This window comes from Lactobacillus sp. WILCCON 0058 (assembly GCF_057198005.1).
This window is the reverse complement of record NZ_JBUBHM010000001.1, coordinates 1,056,662-1,074,411: the sequence shown is the minus strand read 5'-3', so window position 1 is coordinate 1,074,411 and position 17,750 is coordinate 1,056,662. Positions and strand designations below refer to the sequence as shown.

Genomic DNA, 17,750 nt, shown 5'->3' with positions numbered 1-17,750 from the left:
TTGTCAATAATATTATTATTAGATTTTAGTTATTCTACTAACGGAAAATAAGCACTTTTAGGGAACTAGAATAGATTATAAATTATCAAATTGTTAGTCAAAGTCGATATAAAGCGAAAATACACCTTTCACCAGTTTTTACCTATAGAAAAATTGCTCTAATCTTTAGGAGAAAAAAGTGATAACAATATAATTCCTTGCGTATCTCCAGGCAAAAAGAAAACCGGAAAGAGAATACCGACTCTTTCCGGTGCTATATATTATTTCACTTAAATTTCTTCGCCCAGGTAGGCAGCAACTTGGTTAACGTCCTTGTCCCCTCTGCCTGACAGGTTGACCATGACAATCTGGTCAGGATCCATTTCTGGCACCATCTTGATAGCTTGAGCCAAGGCGTGGGAGCTTTCCAAAGCGGGGATGATCCCTTCCGTTTCAGACAGCAGCTTGAAGGCAGCGACTGCTTCATCATCAGTTACTGGGTAGTACTCTGCCCGGCCGCTGTCCTTAAGGAAGGAATGAACTGGCCCGATGCCCGGGTAATCCAGGCCGGCTGAGATTGAGTAAGCCGGCAAGATTTTTCCCTCATCATCTTGCAAAACGTAGCTCTTCATCCCGTCGTTGATACCGACCTTGCCGTTGGTCAAGGTTGCGGCGTTTTCCGGGGTGTCAGCCCCCTTGCCGGCCCCTTCTGCTCCGATCAAGCGGACTTCCTTGTCAGGGATGAATTCACCGAAGGCCCCAATAGCGTTGGAACCGCCGCCCACACAGGCAATGACGGCATCCGGCAGGCGGCCGACCTGGTCCAGAAATTGTTGTCTTGCTTCCTTGCTGATTACTCTTTGGAAACGTTCGACCATTTGCGGGTATGGGTATGGACCAACGGCTGAACCGACTAGATAGAAGGTGGTGTCCAGGTTTTGGGCCAAGTCTTGGAAGGCTGCGGCAACTGCATCTTCCAGGACTTGGGTCCCGGCGGTGACTGGAGTTACTTCAGCCCCCATAAGGCGCATCCGGAAGACGTTTAATCTTTGCCGTTCACAGTCTTTTGCCCCCATGTAGATGGTGCATTTCATTCCGAAGCGGGCAGCGACAGCGGCAGTAGCGACACCGTGCTGGCCAGCCCCAGTTTCAGCGATGATCCGCTTTTTGCCAAGACGCTTGGCGATCAGGACTTGGCCTAAGGCATTGTTGATCTTGTGGGCACCCAGGTGGTTAAGGTCTTCGCGCTTAAGGTAAACTTTTGCCCCGCCCAGGCGCTTGGTCAATGATTCAGCGAAGTAAAGCGGAGTTGCCCGGCCTGAGTAATCGCGAAGCAGCTGGTTCAATTCGGCGTTAAAGTCCAGGTCATCCTTCACCTTTTCAAATTCATCCGCGATTTCATCAAGTGCTGCCTGGATTTCAGCTGGCACGTACTGGCCACCAAATTCGCCGTAAAACATTTCCTTCTTTTCTGCAGTTGCTTCAGTCATGATAGTTCTCCTTGTTTGATAGTTTGCTATTTTTAATTTATTTCTAACTATGTTTTGCTGGAGCCTATACATGTATATCTAATTTTGAGTACAAAAAAAGACTGTCTGACCAACTATGCCAAACAGTCCTTTGATTTCTTCAGAAACGATTGTCCTGGCATAGACTCCCTAGATTATTGCAATCAGTGAGTCTACACCATATAACATGCAGCCTCACTTAGTCACGCCAGTCTTGCCAAAGTTTACGTACAGTCATTTTAATCGTTCCTTTCTAAATTTGTCTTTTCTTTTGAAGTTGATTACATTTTAAGACGATTTTCAGAAACGTGCAAGAGCTTTTTGCAAAAAAATTTTGTTTTCGGCAAAATTCTTGCTGATGACTATAATTACGATTATAATAATTACGATTAGACTAAACACGATTATATTAATCATGATTAGAGGTAAACATAATGAGTCAAACTTTTATTGCCCGGGAAGCAGAGCTTGCGAGCCTGGCTGACATGTATCAGAGTCCTCGCTTTGAAATGGCGGTTATCTATGGCCGGCGCAGAGTTGGAAAGACATCTCTGATCAAAGAATTAATTAAAGACAAGCCAGCAATTTATGCAAAAGGAATTGAAGCAACAAAAGAACTCAACTTAAACTATCTGACCAATGCGGTTCTGGACTTCGAAAATCCTAACCGTTTAGATCGCAGTTTTAGCTATAGCAATTTCCGGGATATTTTTAGCAAGGTACAGGACCTGGCGAACATGCAAGATCGCAAATTGATTTTTGTCCTGGATGAATTCCCCTACTTCGCCCAATCAGCATCAGAAATCAGCTCAGTTCTCCAGTTTGCCATTGACCACATTTTTAAAGAGTATGACAACATCATGCTGATTCTGTGCGGATCATCAATGTCCTTTATGCAGCACCAAGTATTAGGCCATCAAAGTCCACTTTACGGCAGAAAAACTGGCCAGTTTAAAATACGGCCGTTTGATATTTTTGACACTAAGAAAATGCTCCCCCTTGCCAAAAATGAGGACCTTCTAGCCTACTACGGCATCACCGGAGGGATTCCACAGTATCTCAGCTTTATCGATCAAGACAAAAGCATTGAAGAGAATATCAACCGGCTTTTTTTGCGGAATAATGCCATTTTACAAGACGAGCCGAATGTCCTGCTGCAAGAAGAACTCCGAAAGCCAGCAACCTACTATTCGATCCTGGTTGCTTTAGCACAAGGGAAAACAAAGCCAAATGAAATTTACCAAGCGATCGGGTTGAACAGTGCATCTAGCTTGAGCCCCTACTTCAGCCGCTTGCAAGAACTGGAAATGGTTGAAAGGAAGTTGCCTATCCTTGAGAAAAATACCAAGAATGCCATCTACCACATCTCAGACACAATGTTTCAATTCTGGTTCCAATATATTTCAGGCCAACAGGATAAGATTTCACTTGGCCGGACAAATGGTCTCTTAACAAGGATCATGGCGGATCTGCCAAACTTTTTAGGACCAGTTTTTGAGAAAGCCTGCAGGGAATGGACCTGGAGACAAGATGACCTCCCCTTCGACCCGCAGGAAATTAGCAGCTGGTGGGGCTACAATCCTGCCCTTAAACGACAAGAAGAAGTCGATTTGGTTGCCGTGAGTTATGACAAAAAAGAAGCGATTATTGGTGAATGCAAGTGGCGCAAGGCAGAGAAGCTGAGCCCGCAAATGCTAGATACCTTGCGCAGCCGGGCGGCACTGCTTAGTTCGAAATTCGGCATCACGAAAACTCATCTCTACTTCTTTGTCAAAGAGAGCAGCCCTTCTTTTAAAGAGCTGGCTGAAATGCAAAAAGTTAGACTAATTCTCTTTGATGATTTTTGAAAAAGTTGATAAAACAAGTTTCGTCAGACTTCTCATGTGAGGTCTGACGTTTTTTCGTAAGTTAGATTTTTTAAGTTCAGTTTCAGTAGTACAATATGAAGTGGTAATATTTGTTTCAAACATACGAGGAGTGAGTTTATGAAGAAAAGTGTGATAACTGGTGCACTTGTCGCAGCTGTAACTCTTGGTTTGGTGGCTGCTCCTAAGGCAGAAGCCAACTCAGCTAAGTACACGATCAAGCAATACCGGTCGGTTAGGAAGTATAGGCATGGGATGAGGGCGACTTTTTCCTACCAACTGCCGCAACTGAAAGGCAACTCCGCCGCGGTAAAGAAGATCAACAAGGACATGAAGAAGAGCTATAGTACCGAGAAGAAAAATTCGAAGACTGTCTTCCACTTTGCTAAACAAGACGCGGCTGAATTCTCTAACCAAAGCTATTTCGATACGACGACTACAAAGGCAATCTATAACAAGAGCAAAGTTATATCATTTCGGACTTATAAGAAATGGTGGGCTGGCGGTGTTCGACGGGACACCTTAGATAGCTTGACCTACTCACTTAAAACTGGCAAGAAGTTGAACGTTTATGATGTGGCTAAGGGCAGCCGTGCGAGTGTGAAGAAGAAGTTGGTTAAAGGCGCCAAAAAGTTTGGGGCTGAAAGCTACTATTTCAAGTCAATGGATTTGAAGGATTTAAGCTTTGTCTTGAAGAGCGGCAAAGTATATGTGTACCCGCAAGTTAATGGCCCAACCATGCTTAAGTCTTTCACCCTGCCTGCTCGGTACAAGTAATAGCTAATTGGAGAAATAACATGAAAAAGAAATATGTTGTCGCTAGTGCCCTTGCATTGGCTCTGTCTGTAGGATTAGTTACCAGTTCCAAAGCAGAAGCTAGCAGCTCTGCGAAGTACTACTTTAAGCAATATAAAACAGTTAGAAAATACAAGCATGGGATTAAAGCTATTTTTGCCTACAAACTACCACAATTGAAAGGCAATTCAGCTGCCATCAAGAAAATCAATGAGTCTTTACGAAAAAGCTATACGGCTGAACTTAAGCACAAGAAGGAATTATTTGAGTTCGCAAAATGGGATTCCAAGCATGTAGGTACTCATACAACCTACGATGATATTGTAAAGCCACGTGCAACCTACAATAAAAATGGCGTTATCTCCTTTAGATACGGTCAAGATTATAATATTGGCGGAAGCGCTACTTACTTTACAGGTAGTTGGACCTACTCCCTTAAGACTGGAAAAAAGCTTACTGTTTTCGATGTTGCGGAAGGCGATAAAAGTAGTATAGGCACACAACTCTATTATGGCGCTGTAGACCTTGGGGCTGACGATGAGTACTTACGCACCACGCATGCTTCTAAGATGAATTACACTCTTAAGGGCGGAAAAGTATATGTATATCCACGGATTGCCGCGGCATACAACAGTAAGTACTTCGTCATCCCTTCCCGCTACAAGTAATCAGCAAAAACAAAGATCGTCATTCCACCCATGTGGTCTGACGATCTTTTTTGCATATTCTGGTTTAGTCTCCGTAAACTTCTTCAATCAAAGGGAAAGTACTCCACGCCTTAGGCCAGCCGCAGTAGAAAGCCAGCTGAGTGACAATCTCCACTGCCTCTTCCTTGGTGATTCCATGCTTTTTGCCCAATTCCAAGTGGCTCTTCAGTTGCGGGTACAAGCCTGCGGAAAACAGTGCGGCAATGGTAATCATGCTCCGGTCTCTAGCCGACAATTTGTCTTCTCTTGACCAAACTTCCCCAAACAAAACGTCATCGTTCAGCTCCGCGAACTTTGGTGCTAACTTGCCCAAACGATCGCGGCCTGCAGTTTGTTTTTCTGCCATTTTTATCACCCATAAAAAAATTACTTGTCTGCCACAACCAGCAATGACTTAATTGCTTGCCGCTGGTCCATTGCATCGTATGCGTCTTGCACATGATCAAGGTCAAAACTCTTAGTGAAGACCTTGCCTGGGTGGATTTCACCCTTTAAAACAGCGTCCAGCAATACTTCATGGTCGTAAGTAGTGACGTTAGCGATCCCGCCACGCCAGCCGACATTCTTCCAGAAGAACTTGTTGGTTTCCGGTTCCTTTTGCGGAACCCCTACCCGGCCGACAACCGCACCAGCACGGGCAATCTGACCAGCCTGGTCAATAGAGCTGCTTGCCCCAACGCATTCCAAAACAGCGTCAGCGCCGTAGCCGCCAGTCAGTTCCAAAACCTTCTTGACCGCGTCTTCACCGCGTTCACTGACGATGTCAGTTGCGCCGAATTCCTTGCCCAAGGCTGCCCGGTCTTCGTGGTGACTGAGCAAAATGATCTTTTCAGCACCGCGCAGCTTAGCCGCGATAACCCCGCACAAACCAACGGCGCCGTCACCGATAACTGCTACCGCATCCCCCGGCTTAACTTCCGCGCTAGCCGCAGCATGGTAGCCAGTTGCCATAACGTCTGACAAAGTCAAAAAGTCTTTCAATTGTTCTTCAGTATAGTCGCTTGGCTGGCCAGGGATTTTCACCAAGGCGCTGGCGTTCTTAAAACGCAGCTTTTCTGCCTGGTAGCCCTTGTTGCCGCCGGCTTCTACGTTAGGACAGTTGCCATCAAAACCAGCCTTGCAGATCTTGCACTTCATGCAGCCGTGAGTAAAGGGAGCGATAACAAAGTCACCGACCTTGACATTGTCGACCTTGTCACCGACTGCTTCCACGATCCCGATGGCTTCGTGGCCAACCGTGCCTTCAGGCCGGTCAGAGATGCCTCTGAACCACCACAGGTCTGAACCGCAGACGCAGGCTCTAATTACGCGAACCACCGCGTCGGTGTCTTGTTCAAGTGTCGCGTCTTCAACTTCCCGGGCTTCAACCAGGCCCTTTTTAACGAAATATGCTGCTTTCATTTTTTCTCGCTTTCTCTTGTAAAAATTCGCTAATATTCTTTATGATTATTGTAGCCTTTAGCTATAATTTTGGCGATTACTTAGCTTGTATATTGGTATTCATGAAAGGTATAGTCCCTTAGATTACAAAACCGCACCCCATGCGTGGGATGCGGTTTGTTAGTGTATGGTTTGATTAGTTCCTTCTCTGTAGATTAGTTGCTTTCCTTGGTTCCAATGACAACGACCTTATCAACCGGGTTCTTAACTTCGAGTTCAGCACCTGCTTGGACATATCCCGAATCATAAAACTTACTAAATCTTGATAATCACATCAGTATTGGTAAGTTTTTCTGATATTCCTTTCTAGTGAAATCTATGGGTAGATTCAACTTGGCAAAAGAAATCAGATTTTTAACCTTTTGAAGTTAAGGTCAGTGAGTACGGTTGGCTGTCAAACAACGCCGGATGGCGTCATCCAATAGCTTTTTATCTGCCCCACTGAAAACTTTTAGCATGGCAGTCTTGAAGGCATCTTGCCCGCAAAAAAGCAGGCAAGCATATCGTGATGCCTTCTCGAAGCAGTCAAGCCGCGATTTTAATACCCCGAACTGAGTTCGTTAAAGCTGACTGCTCTTACATGCTAGAGCCTTCAACTTTGTGGTATTACTAGGCTTATGCTTCTTTTATCCGACTGTCAAGAATTTCCTTAACTCGCTTGTAAGGCGTGTAAAGCGTGATTTCTTCGTCAGTTAATCTACTCAATATATTTTTTGCTGCGGCAATGTTCGCATTCATCTCGCCGCATTTCTTGCATTTAGTCAGTTCATGATGACTGCCGTATCTTTCCTCAAAATGCTGCCCGCAGATCGGACAGTACTGAGAAGTATATGCCGGATTGACATTATGAGTTTCAATCGAATTCTTGCTTGAAAGATATTCAATGCGTTCATCCAGTTGGCCCTTAGTCCATGAATTCAAGCGCTTGCGCATCTTTCTTGCGAATCTGCTGTTATCTGATTTGATGCCTTTTTCTTTTACGAATGTCAAGTCTTCCTTGGCAATGACCGCCGGATGCTCTGTCTCGATCATTCTGTTTATCGCACAGTTGATAAAGCTTCGGACGGTTTCTTGAGCTGAGCGGTAGCTCTTGTCATACGACTTTCTTCCGATATTGTTTTGCTCCAGATTCTTAAGCTTGCCAAGCAGTTTTCTTTTCTTCCTCAAAGCAGTCTTAGACAAAGGTTTGTTTGCCTTTTCCAGTTGCTCAAGCTGCTGATTGAGCAGCCAGCGCAAACTCATATATGGCTGCCGATTTGCGTTTCGCTTGCCGTACTTGTCAACGATGGCATTGGCAAGATTGCTGAAATTTTCACCATATTCATTGCCGCTGCTGCAGGAAAGCAAGGTGGCAAGCCCCTTGTCAATGCCGATCGCCTTCTTTGAATCGTTGCTGTAGCGTTTGCTAGTGATCAGCTTATGAACTTCGAGGCGCTGCTTGATGCGGTCTAGCACTACTGTGATATCGCCGGTGCGTGGATAACTCCACGGGCTGGTCATCTCCACAGAAAACTGCTTTCTAGGCACGTCTGAACTGAATGAAAAAATATTTCCTTCAAATGCCCAATTCAAGTCACACTTCATGCTAGAGCCAAGCTTGCCCGACTTGCGTGCTCGGTAGTGATAGCGATACGTAATCCGGCGTAAGTAGCTGTATGCTTGCTTGATTTGCTTATCCGTCAGCTTAGCTTCTATTTCAGTTAAAGCTTCGGCATATTCTTCCGGCAAATCGATTGGCTTGTGAAGAAGAACGGCTTGCCATGCACTTTTAAATTTCAAGATAAAGAACAAAAGGTGGCGCTGATCTGCAGAAAGATTTTCATTTCCTTGAATCACTTTCTTCAAGCGGTTAGCCAGATTCGACCACATACTTTTTATGTTGGCACATGCCTCGCGGAGAGCACCTACCCAGTGCTTGGTCTGAAAGTTGTAGACTGTTTCCAGCTTTCCTTTTGCGCCTTTAACCGGTTTGTCCCACTTGCGAACTTGGTTGCGCAGGGCCTGCCAGCTATTAACCGCAAGCATCGACTTGATGCCGCAGTAGCGGTTCAAAAAGAAATGCCGACATCTGCCGTATCTTTCAAAGAAGTCGGACATTCTGGCAAATTCTTCATCGCTTAACTTTTTGGAGTAGACTCTAACTGTCTTGGGCTGAGTCTTTGTCACTGTCTGCTTGATTGAAGAGCTTTTGGCTTTCTTGGATGACTCTTGCATTCTGACGCGACCTCTTTCCATACAGCTTAGCTGAGAAAACAGTGATTATAGATAAAACATCTTCTACAAGTTCTGAATTAGGATCAACGTTGTCTGTCTGATTGATGACAACTAGCTCTACGTCGTTTGCCTGGCAGATCGTCTCAATCATTTCAAAGCCAAAACGAACAAGTCGGTCTTGGTAATTTACCACGACTCGTTCACACTGTTTCTTACAGATCATGTTGATCAACTCGGTTAGGCCCTTTTTCTTATAGTTGAGACCTGATCCAACGTCTTGAATGATCTTAAACTGATAGCCATTGACTTCGCAATATCTAGACACTACATCCTTCTGCCTTTGGAGGCCTTCTTTTTGATGACCAGAAGAAACCCGGCAATAGCCGATGGTCAGTAGCTTCTTAGGCTTAGATGCCGTCACATTTCCTTGCAGAACTTCATCTAGCATTTCTTTAGTGTAGCGACGTTGATTGGAGGCGGTTCTAAGCGGTGTAATCAATCCCTCAGCTTCCCAATTGCGGAGAGTTGACTTGGCAACGTTAAGGTACTCAGCTGCTTTTGATATGGACATGTATTCGCTCATCGTTTCTTCCTTCCAATCTTTCGATATAGATATTATATCAAGAATTGGTAAGAAACGTTGCTATTTAGCATTGGATAAAATGAATACTTTTCAGCAGTCAAAACCGTTTTTTCATCTAAATAGTATGGCGTGATACTCTTAGTTGAGCCATTTTCCCCGCCTGTAACTATCGTAGTCCCCTTTGGCAGATTAGGATCATACTTCTGAATCGTTTTATAAGGAGTAACTTTGTATTCAACTTCCGACTTAGTACCAACAGAAACCACTTGATCAATCTTTCTTTGGATCTCATCTACCGTGAGACCATAGGTAGGTCTGATAGTGGAATTCGAGAATATGCACCACTTTTCTTATCTTCCGGGTGAGGTTCAATTGTTATGGACTTCTTGTTCGGCACCATAGACCCAATACATTCGCATTGCTCCACTAGTTTCTAGTTCTATACAAATCATCAAAGAAACTAAAGAAAGTTTGATGATCCATGGGTATAATTTATCTACTGTGTAGCTGACTTGATATAATATTGATAACGTCAAAAGAATACCGAAAGGAACACATCATGAAGATCGCAGTAATGGGTTACAGTGGCTCTGGCAAGTCAACTCTATCCCGCAAGTTAGGTGAATTGTACCAAGTTCCCATTCTTCACTTGGATAGCGTCCAATTTTTGCCAAACTGGAAAACGAGATCAACGGAAGAACAAGGCAAGATCGTCCAAACTTTTCTTAACGATAATCCTAGCGGCTGGGTCATTGATGGAAACTACAACAAACTCAGCTATGAACGCAGAATCATTGAAGCGGACATCATTATCCAACTCTTATTCAGTAGAAAAGATTGCCTGCTTCGCTGCATCAACCGCTATCGTAACTACAAAGGAAAGACCCGGCCTGATATGACAGTAGGCTGCGATGAAAAATTGGATTTTGAGTTTATCAAGTGGATTCTTTGGGACGGCCGGTCAAAAAATATCCAAGACCGCTATGTCCGAGTCCAGAAAAAGTATCCCAGCAAAGTAGTTGTCCTCCGGGATCAGCAGCAACTTAACGAGTATCTGCAAAATATAAAAGACTAGCAGCAAATCAGCTTATTCAGCATCCAGTCCCAATGCTGTTTCTGCTTGATACTTGTCGAGATTCATAGACTGCATCAGATACTCAACTGCATGCTTATTTTGCGCTGCCTTTGCTTTGGCAATTCTCTTTGCTGTATGTTGGGTAAATACTTCATTCATGCTTGTGCTGCCATTTGGATCTTCATTAGTGAGTTCTTCAATGGCTTCTTGCAAGTCATCCCCTCCGCCCATGGTCATGATTGAATTCAAAACAGAAACCATGTCTTCGTTGCTCAACTTCTTATCGCTAAATTTATCATCCGTTTCCTTTAACTGCCCTAAATCAGCAACTGCCTGTTTGCATCTTTCTACCGAAGCTGGCGCGTATCCCAATGCCTTCATCGCCTCTTCTTCAGACAAATTCCTCGATTCCATCAAAGCGTGGAGCAAATGCAGCTTATTCCTCGCTTGAGCAACGTCAACCCGTACTCTAGTGAAGTCGTTGACCAGCTCATCCTCTTTAGTTGTCTTGTCAACAATCTCATACAGTTCATCCAGACTGTCCATCAATATCATTGTTTTTCCTTCTTCCTATCCAAGCAGTTGTTCGATTACTTCCAACGTCTCTTGATACAGATCGTTGTAACTCAAAATCCCGCTCTGCAGCATATCTGCCAAAACAGTAATCTGTACCGAGGCCATGTGTGCATAATCGTCATCTTCAAAGCTCGGAAACTCTTCTTCCATGAGCTTCTTCATTCTGGCAAAAGCATACGTTGCCAAAATCACTGGATCCATGTCACGAGGAAACTTGCTTATTTCCATTTCAAATTCTCTTGCCGCAAACTCTTCTTCACTCATATTATTCGCGGCTAAAAGTTCCTGCAATTGCCCTGGTGCAAGCCGGCCATCGCCTTCTGCCATGATTCTCCTGTTCTTCTGCAGCAAAATGTTCTTGCATTCTTGGACAAGTTGATCTTGCGTGAGGCGGCCATGCTCCGTCATGTCCATCATGATCGTAGTCAAAACCATCCCTAACTGCGTCCCCTCTTGCTCAGTAAGGCTCAGATTGTTCTTCTCCATCAATTCCAGGCGAAAGATGAACGCAAGCTTGGCCAAGGCTTCATTCTTGTCACCGTCATCAACTTCCTTAAGCCCCGCGTCCAATTCGACTTTGGCGATTTCTTCTTCTGACTTCATCATTTTACCCCCTAAAATTTTCTAGCTTCATCTATTGCTTGTACTATAAAAAGTACCAACTTCAATAACACCTTAACTTAATTTTTCCCAGCTACAACAGTTGGGAGACTTTTCTCTTTGTTTCTGTTAACCAGTTTAACCCAGCAGCTTTGCTTGGAAGCGGCCTGCGCATTGCCAAATACATCATTCCGTCCTCTTCTTTGAAAAGGTCGGAAAAAGACTTGCTTACTTCTTGCGTTCTGACAACATACACCCGGCGTTCAGTCTGAATTTTAACGACCCGTTTCACATACTGTCGCATTCTCTCTTCTGTTGTCGTCACCGCCCCTTTAGGATAAAGCAGCTCAAGCAGATTCATGGCATCCTTGTACTTACGCCGATCAAGTCTTTGATTTCGCTCGAACTTTACCAGTTTCGCGCTTAAGTCTTGACTGTACGGCGTCAGCTCGATGACGTGAAGCAAATCGATGGTGACATCCGTGTCATGCTTGATCTTTTCCAGCAGCAGATTTCTCAAAGGCTCAATAAACAAGGGATTCTTGCAAAAATCACTAATCTTGTCATATGCCGTGCCCCGGCCGATCTCTTGCATGAATGCTTGAAGTTCTTCTTCCTGCTCCCTTGACAGCAGCTCCTCTGGTGTCTTTTCTTTCAGGCCTTTGAGATTACAGAGCTGTAAGGTCAGATTCTCAGGTTTTGCGGTTTTATAGGCAGCCGGACTCTTTTTTATCATGTCCAGCATTCTCTTGGCATATTTTTCTTCTTGGTACTTAGACGCCAGCCAAATGCGGACAGTATACCTTTCAGAACAGTTTCTTGCGAAATACAAACCTGTATCTTTGTCGACGATTACGTACCCTTGCTCATCCATTTTCTTCACCCCCATTTCGAAAACATAAGGACTTTAACCCATTCAGATTTTCTACATCAACTTGCTTGTTTTGCCCAAAATTATAGCACACCCCATATTTCTTGTACCATAAATAGTACATTTTTTACAAAAAACTAAATTTTTTCTCTATCCAATCTCCCAAGCAGTTAACACTTACCTCCGGCATCTCATCCCTAAGCCGTACTCACGTTCTGTTTCTGTCCTTATTCTACCACCATATTTTCCCGAACGCCAGTTTCTTTTCCAAAAAAATAAAAACTCTAGACAGAAAACTGTCTAGAGTTACGTTCACTAAAACTTTCTTTGCCCGTGTTGGTATACCTGCTTATCGCTTTGACCAACCGCTGCCACATCTTGCAGTGGATTATCCTTAAACACAAGGAAGTCAGCATACTTGCCCACCTCAAGGAAGCCGTATTCCTGGTCGATCTTCAGCACTGCCCAGGCCAGCGGCCCGCAAAGCTTGATAATTGCTTGCCCCTGCTCTGGTAAGTTCAACCAGTTCTTTCCAGGTCTGAATAATTTAAATTTTACGGGACATTATCCCAAGTTATTGACAGTTAGAATTACATCTTCATCTCATTTCTGCCAAAAACTTTTTTCTTTAAGTCTAACTAAAATGATTCCTTTTTCAGCAGAAAAAAGACTGACAAAATTAATTGCCAGTCTCTTTCGTCTATTCCGGGAACTCTTCCCGCTGCATTTTTTCGGTGATCTTGTTCAACATTTCATTGATTCCCATTACTTTATCAGCAAAGCCCCGGCCAAAGTCATCTGCCAGTCTGTCTTTGAGCAGCTTTACTGAATCCGGGTCCTGCTCATTAATATCTAAACCGTAGTAGTAGTTGGCCACCTTGTTTAAAAAGGGAATCATCCTCAGCGTCTTGATAACTGCTGGTCTGCCATTGTTATACTTTTCAGCATCTGCTTGTGACGCTTCTTCGATTGACACGCTAGCGGACCATTCAAAATAAGCTTCATCGATTCCGATAGTCACCACGCTGTAGCTGTTGCTTAAATCTTCCTCATACCAGAACTTATGCCGTTCTGTATTACCATCTTCTTGCTCATTATAGCCAGGTATGCCTTGTCTGAACATCCCTTGGACAATTACCAGCTTATTAGTCAGCAGATCATCGTAGAGCTGAGCCAAGGTTTCCACCCTGGGCCATGAAGCCCTTTCCAAGAGTTCAGGTTTATGACGCATGTTCCGGATAGTCTGATATGGTATGCCTGTTATATTAGCTAATTCACCGACATTTACGTCTTCCAGAAGCAGGGCCTTTTTTGCATCTTCCAGTTCATTCATCCTTGAAGCACTGATCCTTATATGTGAGTAATGTCTTTGCCGCATGCTTTCCCGCCTCAAAAATAGTATCTAAGCCATATTTTACCATCTTAGATTACATTGAGCGGTGCAATTAAGCGCATATTTTTAAAAAAAATACCTATTTCACCAAATTCAGCTTTTTGTTAGCTGCGATGATCATCTCCTTCAAGAATACGGCAAGAGGCTCATCCAGACTGTAGTCACCGCAAATCACATGAGTAAGAGACTTCATGTCACTTGTTTCACCTTCCTCTTCTCCCTTTCCGTTAATGATGATCACAGGGCATTGGCCAGGCAAAATAAGATCAGGGTATTTAGTGCTACGGAATTGGTGAACAACCTTTACCGCGTTGCTGCCATATGGATTAAAGCCGCACAAGATTACCGCTCCGCAGTCTTCATCGAAGTAATCTTCACCGATCAGTCTGAACATCGTCATGTCCATCTTAGACGTGCAATAACGGCCAAGGAGGCCAAGATTGTCGCTTTCTTTTGCCATCCGCAACGAGTAGAAGTGCTTCTTCTCATCTTCATCCAGCACAACAACTTGGGCAAGCGGGCCATTAACCTGATCTTGCTTACATCCTGCCGTGTTCAGCAGCACCTGAGACATTTTCACGTCTGGGAAAAGAGCCTGGAGCACCCGCATAGCAGTTTCATCATTCTTCAGGACAGTGCAAAACACTTCGTTATCGCTCAGCCCTTGGTAATTAGTATTTTCCATATTATATTTTTCCTTTGCTCATATAGCAACCACAAGATTTTTTCTCAGCAAGTTAATTTAAGCACTTTCAAGAAGTCCCGCAAAGTCCTGCTTTTTCGGAAAGGAAAAGCCCGCGCAAACGCGCAGGCTAAGCAATCACAGTAAAAAGCAATTTACTTTCTCCATCAGAATCTATCAAAAATGGTATTCGTCTTCCCGCTCAAAAATTCAGTCGTACACAAGCGTTCACGCAACTTTATCTTTGCAATCCGTAAAGTACAAAAAAATTGCCCTGCTGCCACCAGGCTCTCATCCAGCGACTGCAGAGCAATTTGTATTATGGAAGTTTTGTAACTCGTTTTACTATTTTGAGGAGTTGAGTAATTGAGAGTTGGAAATAGTGGTACTAGTGTCTACCATGACTGACCTGCTTTTGCAGGTAATCAACCTTCTGCTCATAATCATCGATCAGAGCTTGAAGATTCCGCTGGCCTTTCCAGCCAGCATAACCAAATAGCAACATCCCTGCCGCCCCCAAAACTAGCAAGGCGATCCCTAAAACATCGAGAAAAATGTTTTTGGAATGGAAGAAGTAGACCAAGACAATTCCGCTTCCGCTAAGAATACTGCCGAGCTGGAACCAGTAGCCCAGATTTTTTAACATATGCTTTTGATAAGCTACTTCGTCTTGATATCCCTTACGCATTTCTTCAAAAGTCATGATTAGGTTCCTTTCTAGTCTAAGAACGGCAAGGACTAATATTAGTAGGACAGACCTGGGTTGAAGAAGCCGAGCAGGACGCCGACAAATGAAATTACAACCAAAATCAGCATAGTCCAGATTGCTGAAACGTGCTTCTTAGACATCAGCCACCAGCAGAAGATGGTGATCAAAACTGTCAAGAGGCCTGGGAAGATTGAGTCAAGCTGCTTTTGCAGGTCCAGGAAGACCTTGCCGTTTGAGTTGTACAGCTTCAAAGAGGTAGTTACGTTAACCCATGATGCCAGCACCCCGCCGACAACCATGGCACCAACCGTACCAATTGCCCGGCGGACAGCCGCGCCTTGCTCACCGACGAGGAATTCTACCGCCTTATCTCCCAACTGGTAGCCGCGGAAGTAAAGGAAGCGCTGGCCAAAGTAGGCTAAAAGTACCCAAACGACAATGTAGAAGATAGCACCGACTGGTGAACCGCCGCTAGACATCCCTAAAGCAATACCCAACAGAATTGGGATCAAGGTCCCGTCGATCAAAGAGTCACCGATCCCGGCAATTGGCCCCATCAAACCGGCCCGCATGTCGTTGATCGTTTCGCCATCAATCCCGCGGTCATTTGCCCGGGCTTCTTCCATACTTGCCGTAATACCAACAATTACTGAACCCAGCATTGGGTTGGTGTTGAAGAAGGCAGTGTAAGCGTGGATAGCGTTGACCTGGTCTTCATGTTTTGGATAAAGCTTTTTCAGAATTGGCAGCATGGAGGCCATGTAGCCAAAAGTCTGCATGTGTTCTTGGGAGAAGCAGGTCAATGCACCCCAGAACCATAAATTAAATGACTTGCTTAAAGTCTTTTTGTCCAGTTTCTTAGCGTTGTCCATGATTAGATGTCCTCCTCTTCCTCATCGTCATCATCAATTGAGCCGGCTGATACAGTTACCCGCTTGCTTTCGACCATTTGAACTTCGTACATGATTGCAGCGAAGAGCAGGGAAACGATCGTTACTGAAACCAAGTTCAAGTGCAGGGATGCGCAGAAAGTGAAACCAACCAGGAATGGCACGAAGTCCATTGGCTTGTTGACAATCTGCCGCAGTAAGATAGCGATCCCGACACATGGCAGCATCCCGCCGACCGTAAACAGGGTCTTCATTGGAATCCCGTCCATTGGCAAAGCGTTACGCAAAGCAGTAACGGCTGCTGCCCCAAAGTGGGTCAAAAGCATGGTTGGGATAAAGGAGAACAAAGCGTGAGATACCCATGGCCAGCCAAAGTTGACCGCATACAGCTTATCCAGCTTGCCATTTTCAACATCCTTCCAGCCAAATGACTGCCAAACCAAGTTCATCGTCGCAACGGCGTAGTAGAGAACAGTCCCGACCGTACCGACCAGGGTACCGACTGACTTGGCCAAGTTAGCGGCTGAAGTGCTCAAAGGATTCAAGTTTTGTGCGGAAATTGCCACCATAGCCAGGGGAATCCCGATGTAAGAAATTGCCCGGACGTCGGCTGAAACAGTACCACCAGGAGTAACCAAGGCGATGTAGACCAGCTGCATGGCCACCCCGCAGGCAATCCCAAGCTTCAAGTCGCCTAAGATAATCCCGCAGACTAAACCGCCGACCAAAGGACGACCAATCGTGTAGTTACCAACTGCTTGACCTGCCATACATGAGTTGGAACACAAACATGCGAACAAGCCCAAGATGGCAGCCTGGAACCAATTAATTGTCATTTTAAAAATCTCCCTCTTTTTAAAAAGAACTTTTTAGTAACCAAACTTTGACTTAAACTTTGACCATTCACCAATTCTTTGATCTGGCAGCAAGGCGAAGTCAACCTTGTAACCGGCCTTTTCGATTGCTTCAAAGGCATCCCCTTCTTCTTGCGTGAAGGACTGGTTGTCACCGAGCTTGATTGCACCCGGCCGGTCATTGCCTGGGCCAACGTTGACCACCTTAACGTCGCTTGGCTTGAAGCCTTCGTCAACCAGGATCTTCTTCATATCCAATGGACTCTTGGTAATCAAGAAGTAGCGGGTATCTGAGTTCAAGACCTTGTCTTGTACCTTTAAAAAGTGCTCCATCGTCCAGACAAAAGTTTTCTTTCCTTCGGCCGCTGCTTGATATGCTTCTTTCAAAATCTTGTTCTTAGCTGCCTTGTCATTAACGGCAATGATCCCGTCACATGGACGTTCCTTACCCCAACGGGTGGTAATCAACCCGTGGATCATCCGGTCATCAACTCTTACAAATGAAACTGACATCTTTCTTCCTCCTCGTTAAATCTCATCATCATCTTCATCAGCGCTGTCTGCTGACAATTTGTATTCCTTCAAGGCTTCCTTGGCTTCACTCAAGGCTGTGCTTGCCAAAGTCTCCCGATCCATTCCGTCTAAGGAAACTGCGACAGTCAAAGCCATGGTGAAGTTCATGCCGCCCAAGATCGTTGCTCGGTCGAGCAAACCGTAATCTGCTGCCACGCTCAAGAAACTGGTCAAGGGACTGCCGCCAATCAAGTCTGCCAAGATCACAAATTCATCGTCAGCGGAAAACTTATGCTGATCCAGCAGGTCCTTGACTTCTTGTCTAAAATCATCAGCTGATTTTCCATTATGCAGGCCAATTGCAAATATACGCTCCGTGTTACCGGTAAACATTTCCAGAGAAGTCTTCAAGCCCTCTGCAAATTTGCCGTGTGAGACCAAAAATACATATTTCACTTTCTTACCTCCTTGCTTAGCTTTCGAGATAAGTCTATCA

At 44.7% G+C, this 17,750-nt stretch carries 20 protein-coding genes and 1 pseudogene; 4 read left to right on the top strand and 17 right to left on the bottom strand.

The genetic code is table 11. From position 1 onward, the window contains the following. Positions 1 to 269: 269 nt before the first annotated feature. Complete coding sequence (trpB, locus tag ACYVUU_RS05175) at positions 270 to 1,469, bottom strand: tryptophan synthase subunit beta (RefSeq protein WP_484500163.1); 1,200 nt, start codon at positions 1,467 to 1,469, stop codon at positions 270 to 272. Positions 1,470 to 1,921: 452 nt separating this feature from the next. Here trpB and ACYVUU_RS05170 point away from each other — a divergent pair, with 452 nt between their 5' ends. From ACYVUU_RS05170 to ACYVUU_RS05160, 3 genes are all read left to right on the top strand, one after another. After that, the gene (locus ACYVUU_RS05170) at positions 1,922 to 3,334 is read left to right on the top strand and encodes an ATP-binding protein (RefSeq protein WP_484500162.1); all 1,413 of its coding nucleotides are present in this window, start codon (positions 1,922 to 1,924) and stop codon (positions 3,332 to 3,334) included. Positions 3,335 to 3,472: 138 nt separating this feature from the next. Beyond that, complete coding sequence (locus tag ACYVUU_RS05165; RefSeq protein WP_484500161.1) at positions 3,473 to 4,129, top strand: PdaC/SigV domain-containing protein; 657 nt, start codon at positions 3,473 to 3,475, stop codon at positions 4,127 to 4,129. 20 nt (positions 4,130 to 4,149) lie between these two features. Then, positions 4,150 to 4,815, top strand: coding sequence for a hypothetical protein (locus ACYVUU_RS05160; protein ID WP_439774992.1), 666 nt, complete (start codon positions 4,150 to 4,152; stop codon positions 4,813 to 4,815). Between the two features lie 64 nt (positions 4,816 to 4,879). On the opposite strand, the gene ACYVUU_RS05155 is transcribed toward ACYVUU_RS05160, so the two are convergent. The 5 genes from ACYVUU_RS05155 to ACYVUU_RS05135 form a co-directional block, all read right to left on the bottom strand. Then, the gene (locus ACYVUU_RS05155) at positions 4,880 to 5,200 is read right to left on the bottom strand and encodes a carboxymuconolactone decarboxylase family protein (protein WP_439774991.1); all 321 of its coding nucleotides are present in this window, start codon (positions 5,198 to 5,200) and stop codon (positions 4,880 to 4,882) included. A 20-nt stretch (positions 5,201 to 5,220) separates the two neighbouring features. After that, complete coding sequence (locus ACYVUU_RS05150) at positions 5,221 to 6,255, bottom strand: zinc-binding dehydrogenase (RefSeq protein WP_484500160.1); 1,035 nt, start codon at positions 6,253 to 6,255, stop codon at positions 5,221 to 5,223. Positions 6,256 to 6,909: 654 nt separating this feature from the next. Continuing rightward, on the bottom strand, positions 6,910 to 8,508 hold the full coding sequence (locus ACYVUU_RS05145; RefSeq protein ID WP_484500159.1) for an RNA-guided endonuclease TnpB family protein: 1,599 nt from the start codon (positions 8,506 to 8,508) through the stop codon (positions 6,910 to 6,912). Beyond that, complete coding sequence (locus ACYVUU_RS05140; protein ID WP_484499171.1) at positions 8,432 to 9,091, bottom strand: IS607 family transposase; 660 nt, start codon at positions 9,089 to 9,091, stop codon at positions 8,432 to 8,434. The genes ACYVUU_RS05145 and ACYVUU_RS05140 overlap by 77 nt, the downstream gene beginning before the upstream one ends. Positions 9,092 to 9,123: 32 nt before the next feature. Further along, a complete protein-coding gene (locus tag ACYVUU_RS05135) occupies positions 9,124 to 9,357 on the bottom strand; it encodes a G5 domain-containing protein (RefSeq protein ID WP_484499172.1) in 234 nt (77 codons plus the stop codon). A 293-nt stretch (positions 9,358 to 9,650) separates the two neighbouring features. Between ACYVUU_RS05135 and ACYVUU_RS05130 the strand changes: the two genes are divergently transcribed. Beyond that, positions 9,651 to 10,166, top strand: coding sequence for a DNA topology modulation protein (locus ACYVUU_RS05130; protein WP_484499173.1), 516 nt, complete (start codon positions 9,651 to 9,653; stop codon positions 10,164 to 10,166). A 12-nt stretch (positions 10,167 to 10,178) separates the two neighbouring features. Here the strand turns inward: ACYVUU_RS05130 and ACYVUU_RS05125 are convergent, their stop codons facing one another. The 11 genes and pseudogenes from ACYVUU_RS05125 to ACYVUU_RS05075 form a co-directional block, all read right to left on the bottom strand. Next, complete coding sequence (locus ACYVUU_RS05125; protein ID WP_484499174.1) at positions 10,179 to 10,721, bottom strand: hypothetical protein; 543 nt, start codon at positions 10,719 to 10,721, stop codon at positions 10,179 to 10,181. A 15-nt stretch (positions 10,722 to 10,736) separates the two neighbouring features. Further along, on the bottom strand, positions 10,737 to 11,348 hold the full coding sequence (locus ACYVUU_RS05120; protein ID WP_484500158.1) for a hypothetical protein: 612 nt from the start codon (positions 11,346 to 11,348) through the stop codon (positions 10,737 to 10,739). Positions 11,349 to 11,436: 88 nt separating this feature from the next. Next, positions 11,437 to 12,216 carry a hypothetical protein gene (locus ACYVUU_RS05115; RefSeq protein WP_484500157.1) on the bottom strand — a complete coding sequence of 260 codons (780 nt, stop codon included), beginning with the start codon at positions 12,214 to 12,216 and terminating at the stop codon, positions 11,437 to 11,439. Positions 12,217 to 12,528: 312 nt separating this feature from the next. Beyond that, positions 12,529 to 12,751: pseudogene (locus ACYVUU_RS05110) on the bottom strand (amidohydrolase family protein); the annotation flags it as partial. A 162-nt stretch (positions 12,752 to 12,913) separates the two neighbouring features. Beyond that, positions 12,914 to 13,546, bottom strand: coding sequence for a hypothetical protein (locus ACYVUU_RS05105; RefSeq protein ID WP_484500156.1), 633 nt, complete (start codon positions 13,544 to 13,546; stop codon positions 12,914 to 12,916). Between the two features lie 139 nt (positions 13,547 to 13,685). After that, on the bottom strand, positions 13,686 to 14,291 hold the full coding sequence (locus ACYVUU_RS05100; protein ID WP_484500155.1) for a BRCT domain-containing protein: 606 nt from the start codon (positions 14,289 to 14,291) through the stop codon (positions 13,686 to 13,688). A gap of 385 nt (positions 14,292 to 14,676) precedes the next feature. Further along, positions 14,677 to 14,991, bottom strand: a complete 315-nt coding sequence (locus ACYVUU_RS05095) for a DUF202 domain-containing protein (protein WP_484500154.1) — start codon at positions 14,989 to 14,991, stop codon at positions 14,677 to 14,679. Positions 14,992 to 15,032: 41 nt separating this feature from the next. After that, a complete protein-coding gene (locus ACYVUU_RS05090) occupies positions 15,033 to 15,869 on the bottom strand; it encodes a PTS system mannose/fructose/sorbose family transporter subunit IID (protein WP_484500153.1) in 837 nt (278 codons plus the stop codon). A 2-nt stretch (positions 15,870 to 15,871) separates the two neighbouring features. Beyond that, positions 15,872 to 16,723, bottom strand: a complete 852-nt coding sequence (locus ACYVUU_RS05085) for a PTS mannose/fructose/sorbose/N-acetylgalactosamine transporter subunit IIC (RefSeq protein ID WP_484500152.1) — start codon at positions 16,721 to 16,723, stop codon at positions 15,872 to 15,874. Between the two features lie 33 nt (positions 16,724 to 16,756). Continuing rightward, positions 16,757 to 17,254 (bottom strand): PTS sugar transporter subunit IIB, encoded by a 498-nt coding sequence (locus tag ACYVUU_RS05080; RefSeq protein ID WP_484500151.1) that lies wholly within the window; start codon positions 17,252 to 17,254, stop codon positions 16,757 to 16,759. A 15-nt stretch (positions 17,255 to 17,269) separates the two neighbouring features. After that, positions 17,270 to 17,710, bottom strand: coding sequence for a PTS sugar transporter subunit IIA (locus ACYVUU_RS05075; RefSeq protein ID WP_484500150.1), 441 nt, complete (start codon positions 17,708 to 17,710; stop codon positions 17,270 to 17,272). Positions 17,711 to 17,750 lie beyond the last annotated feature (40 nt).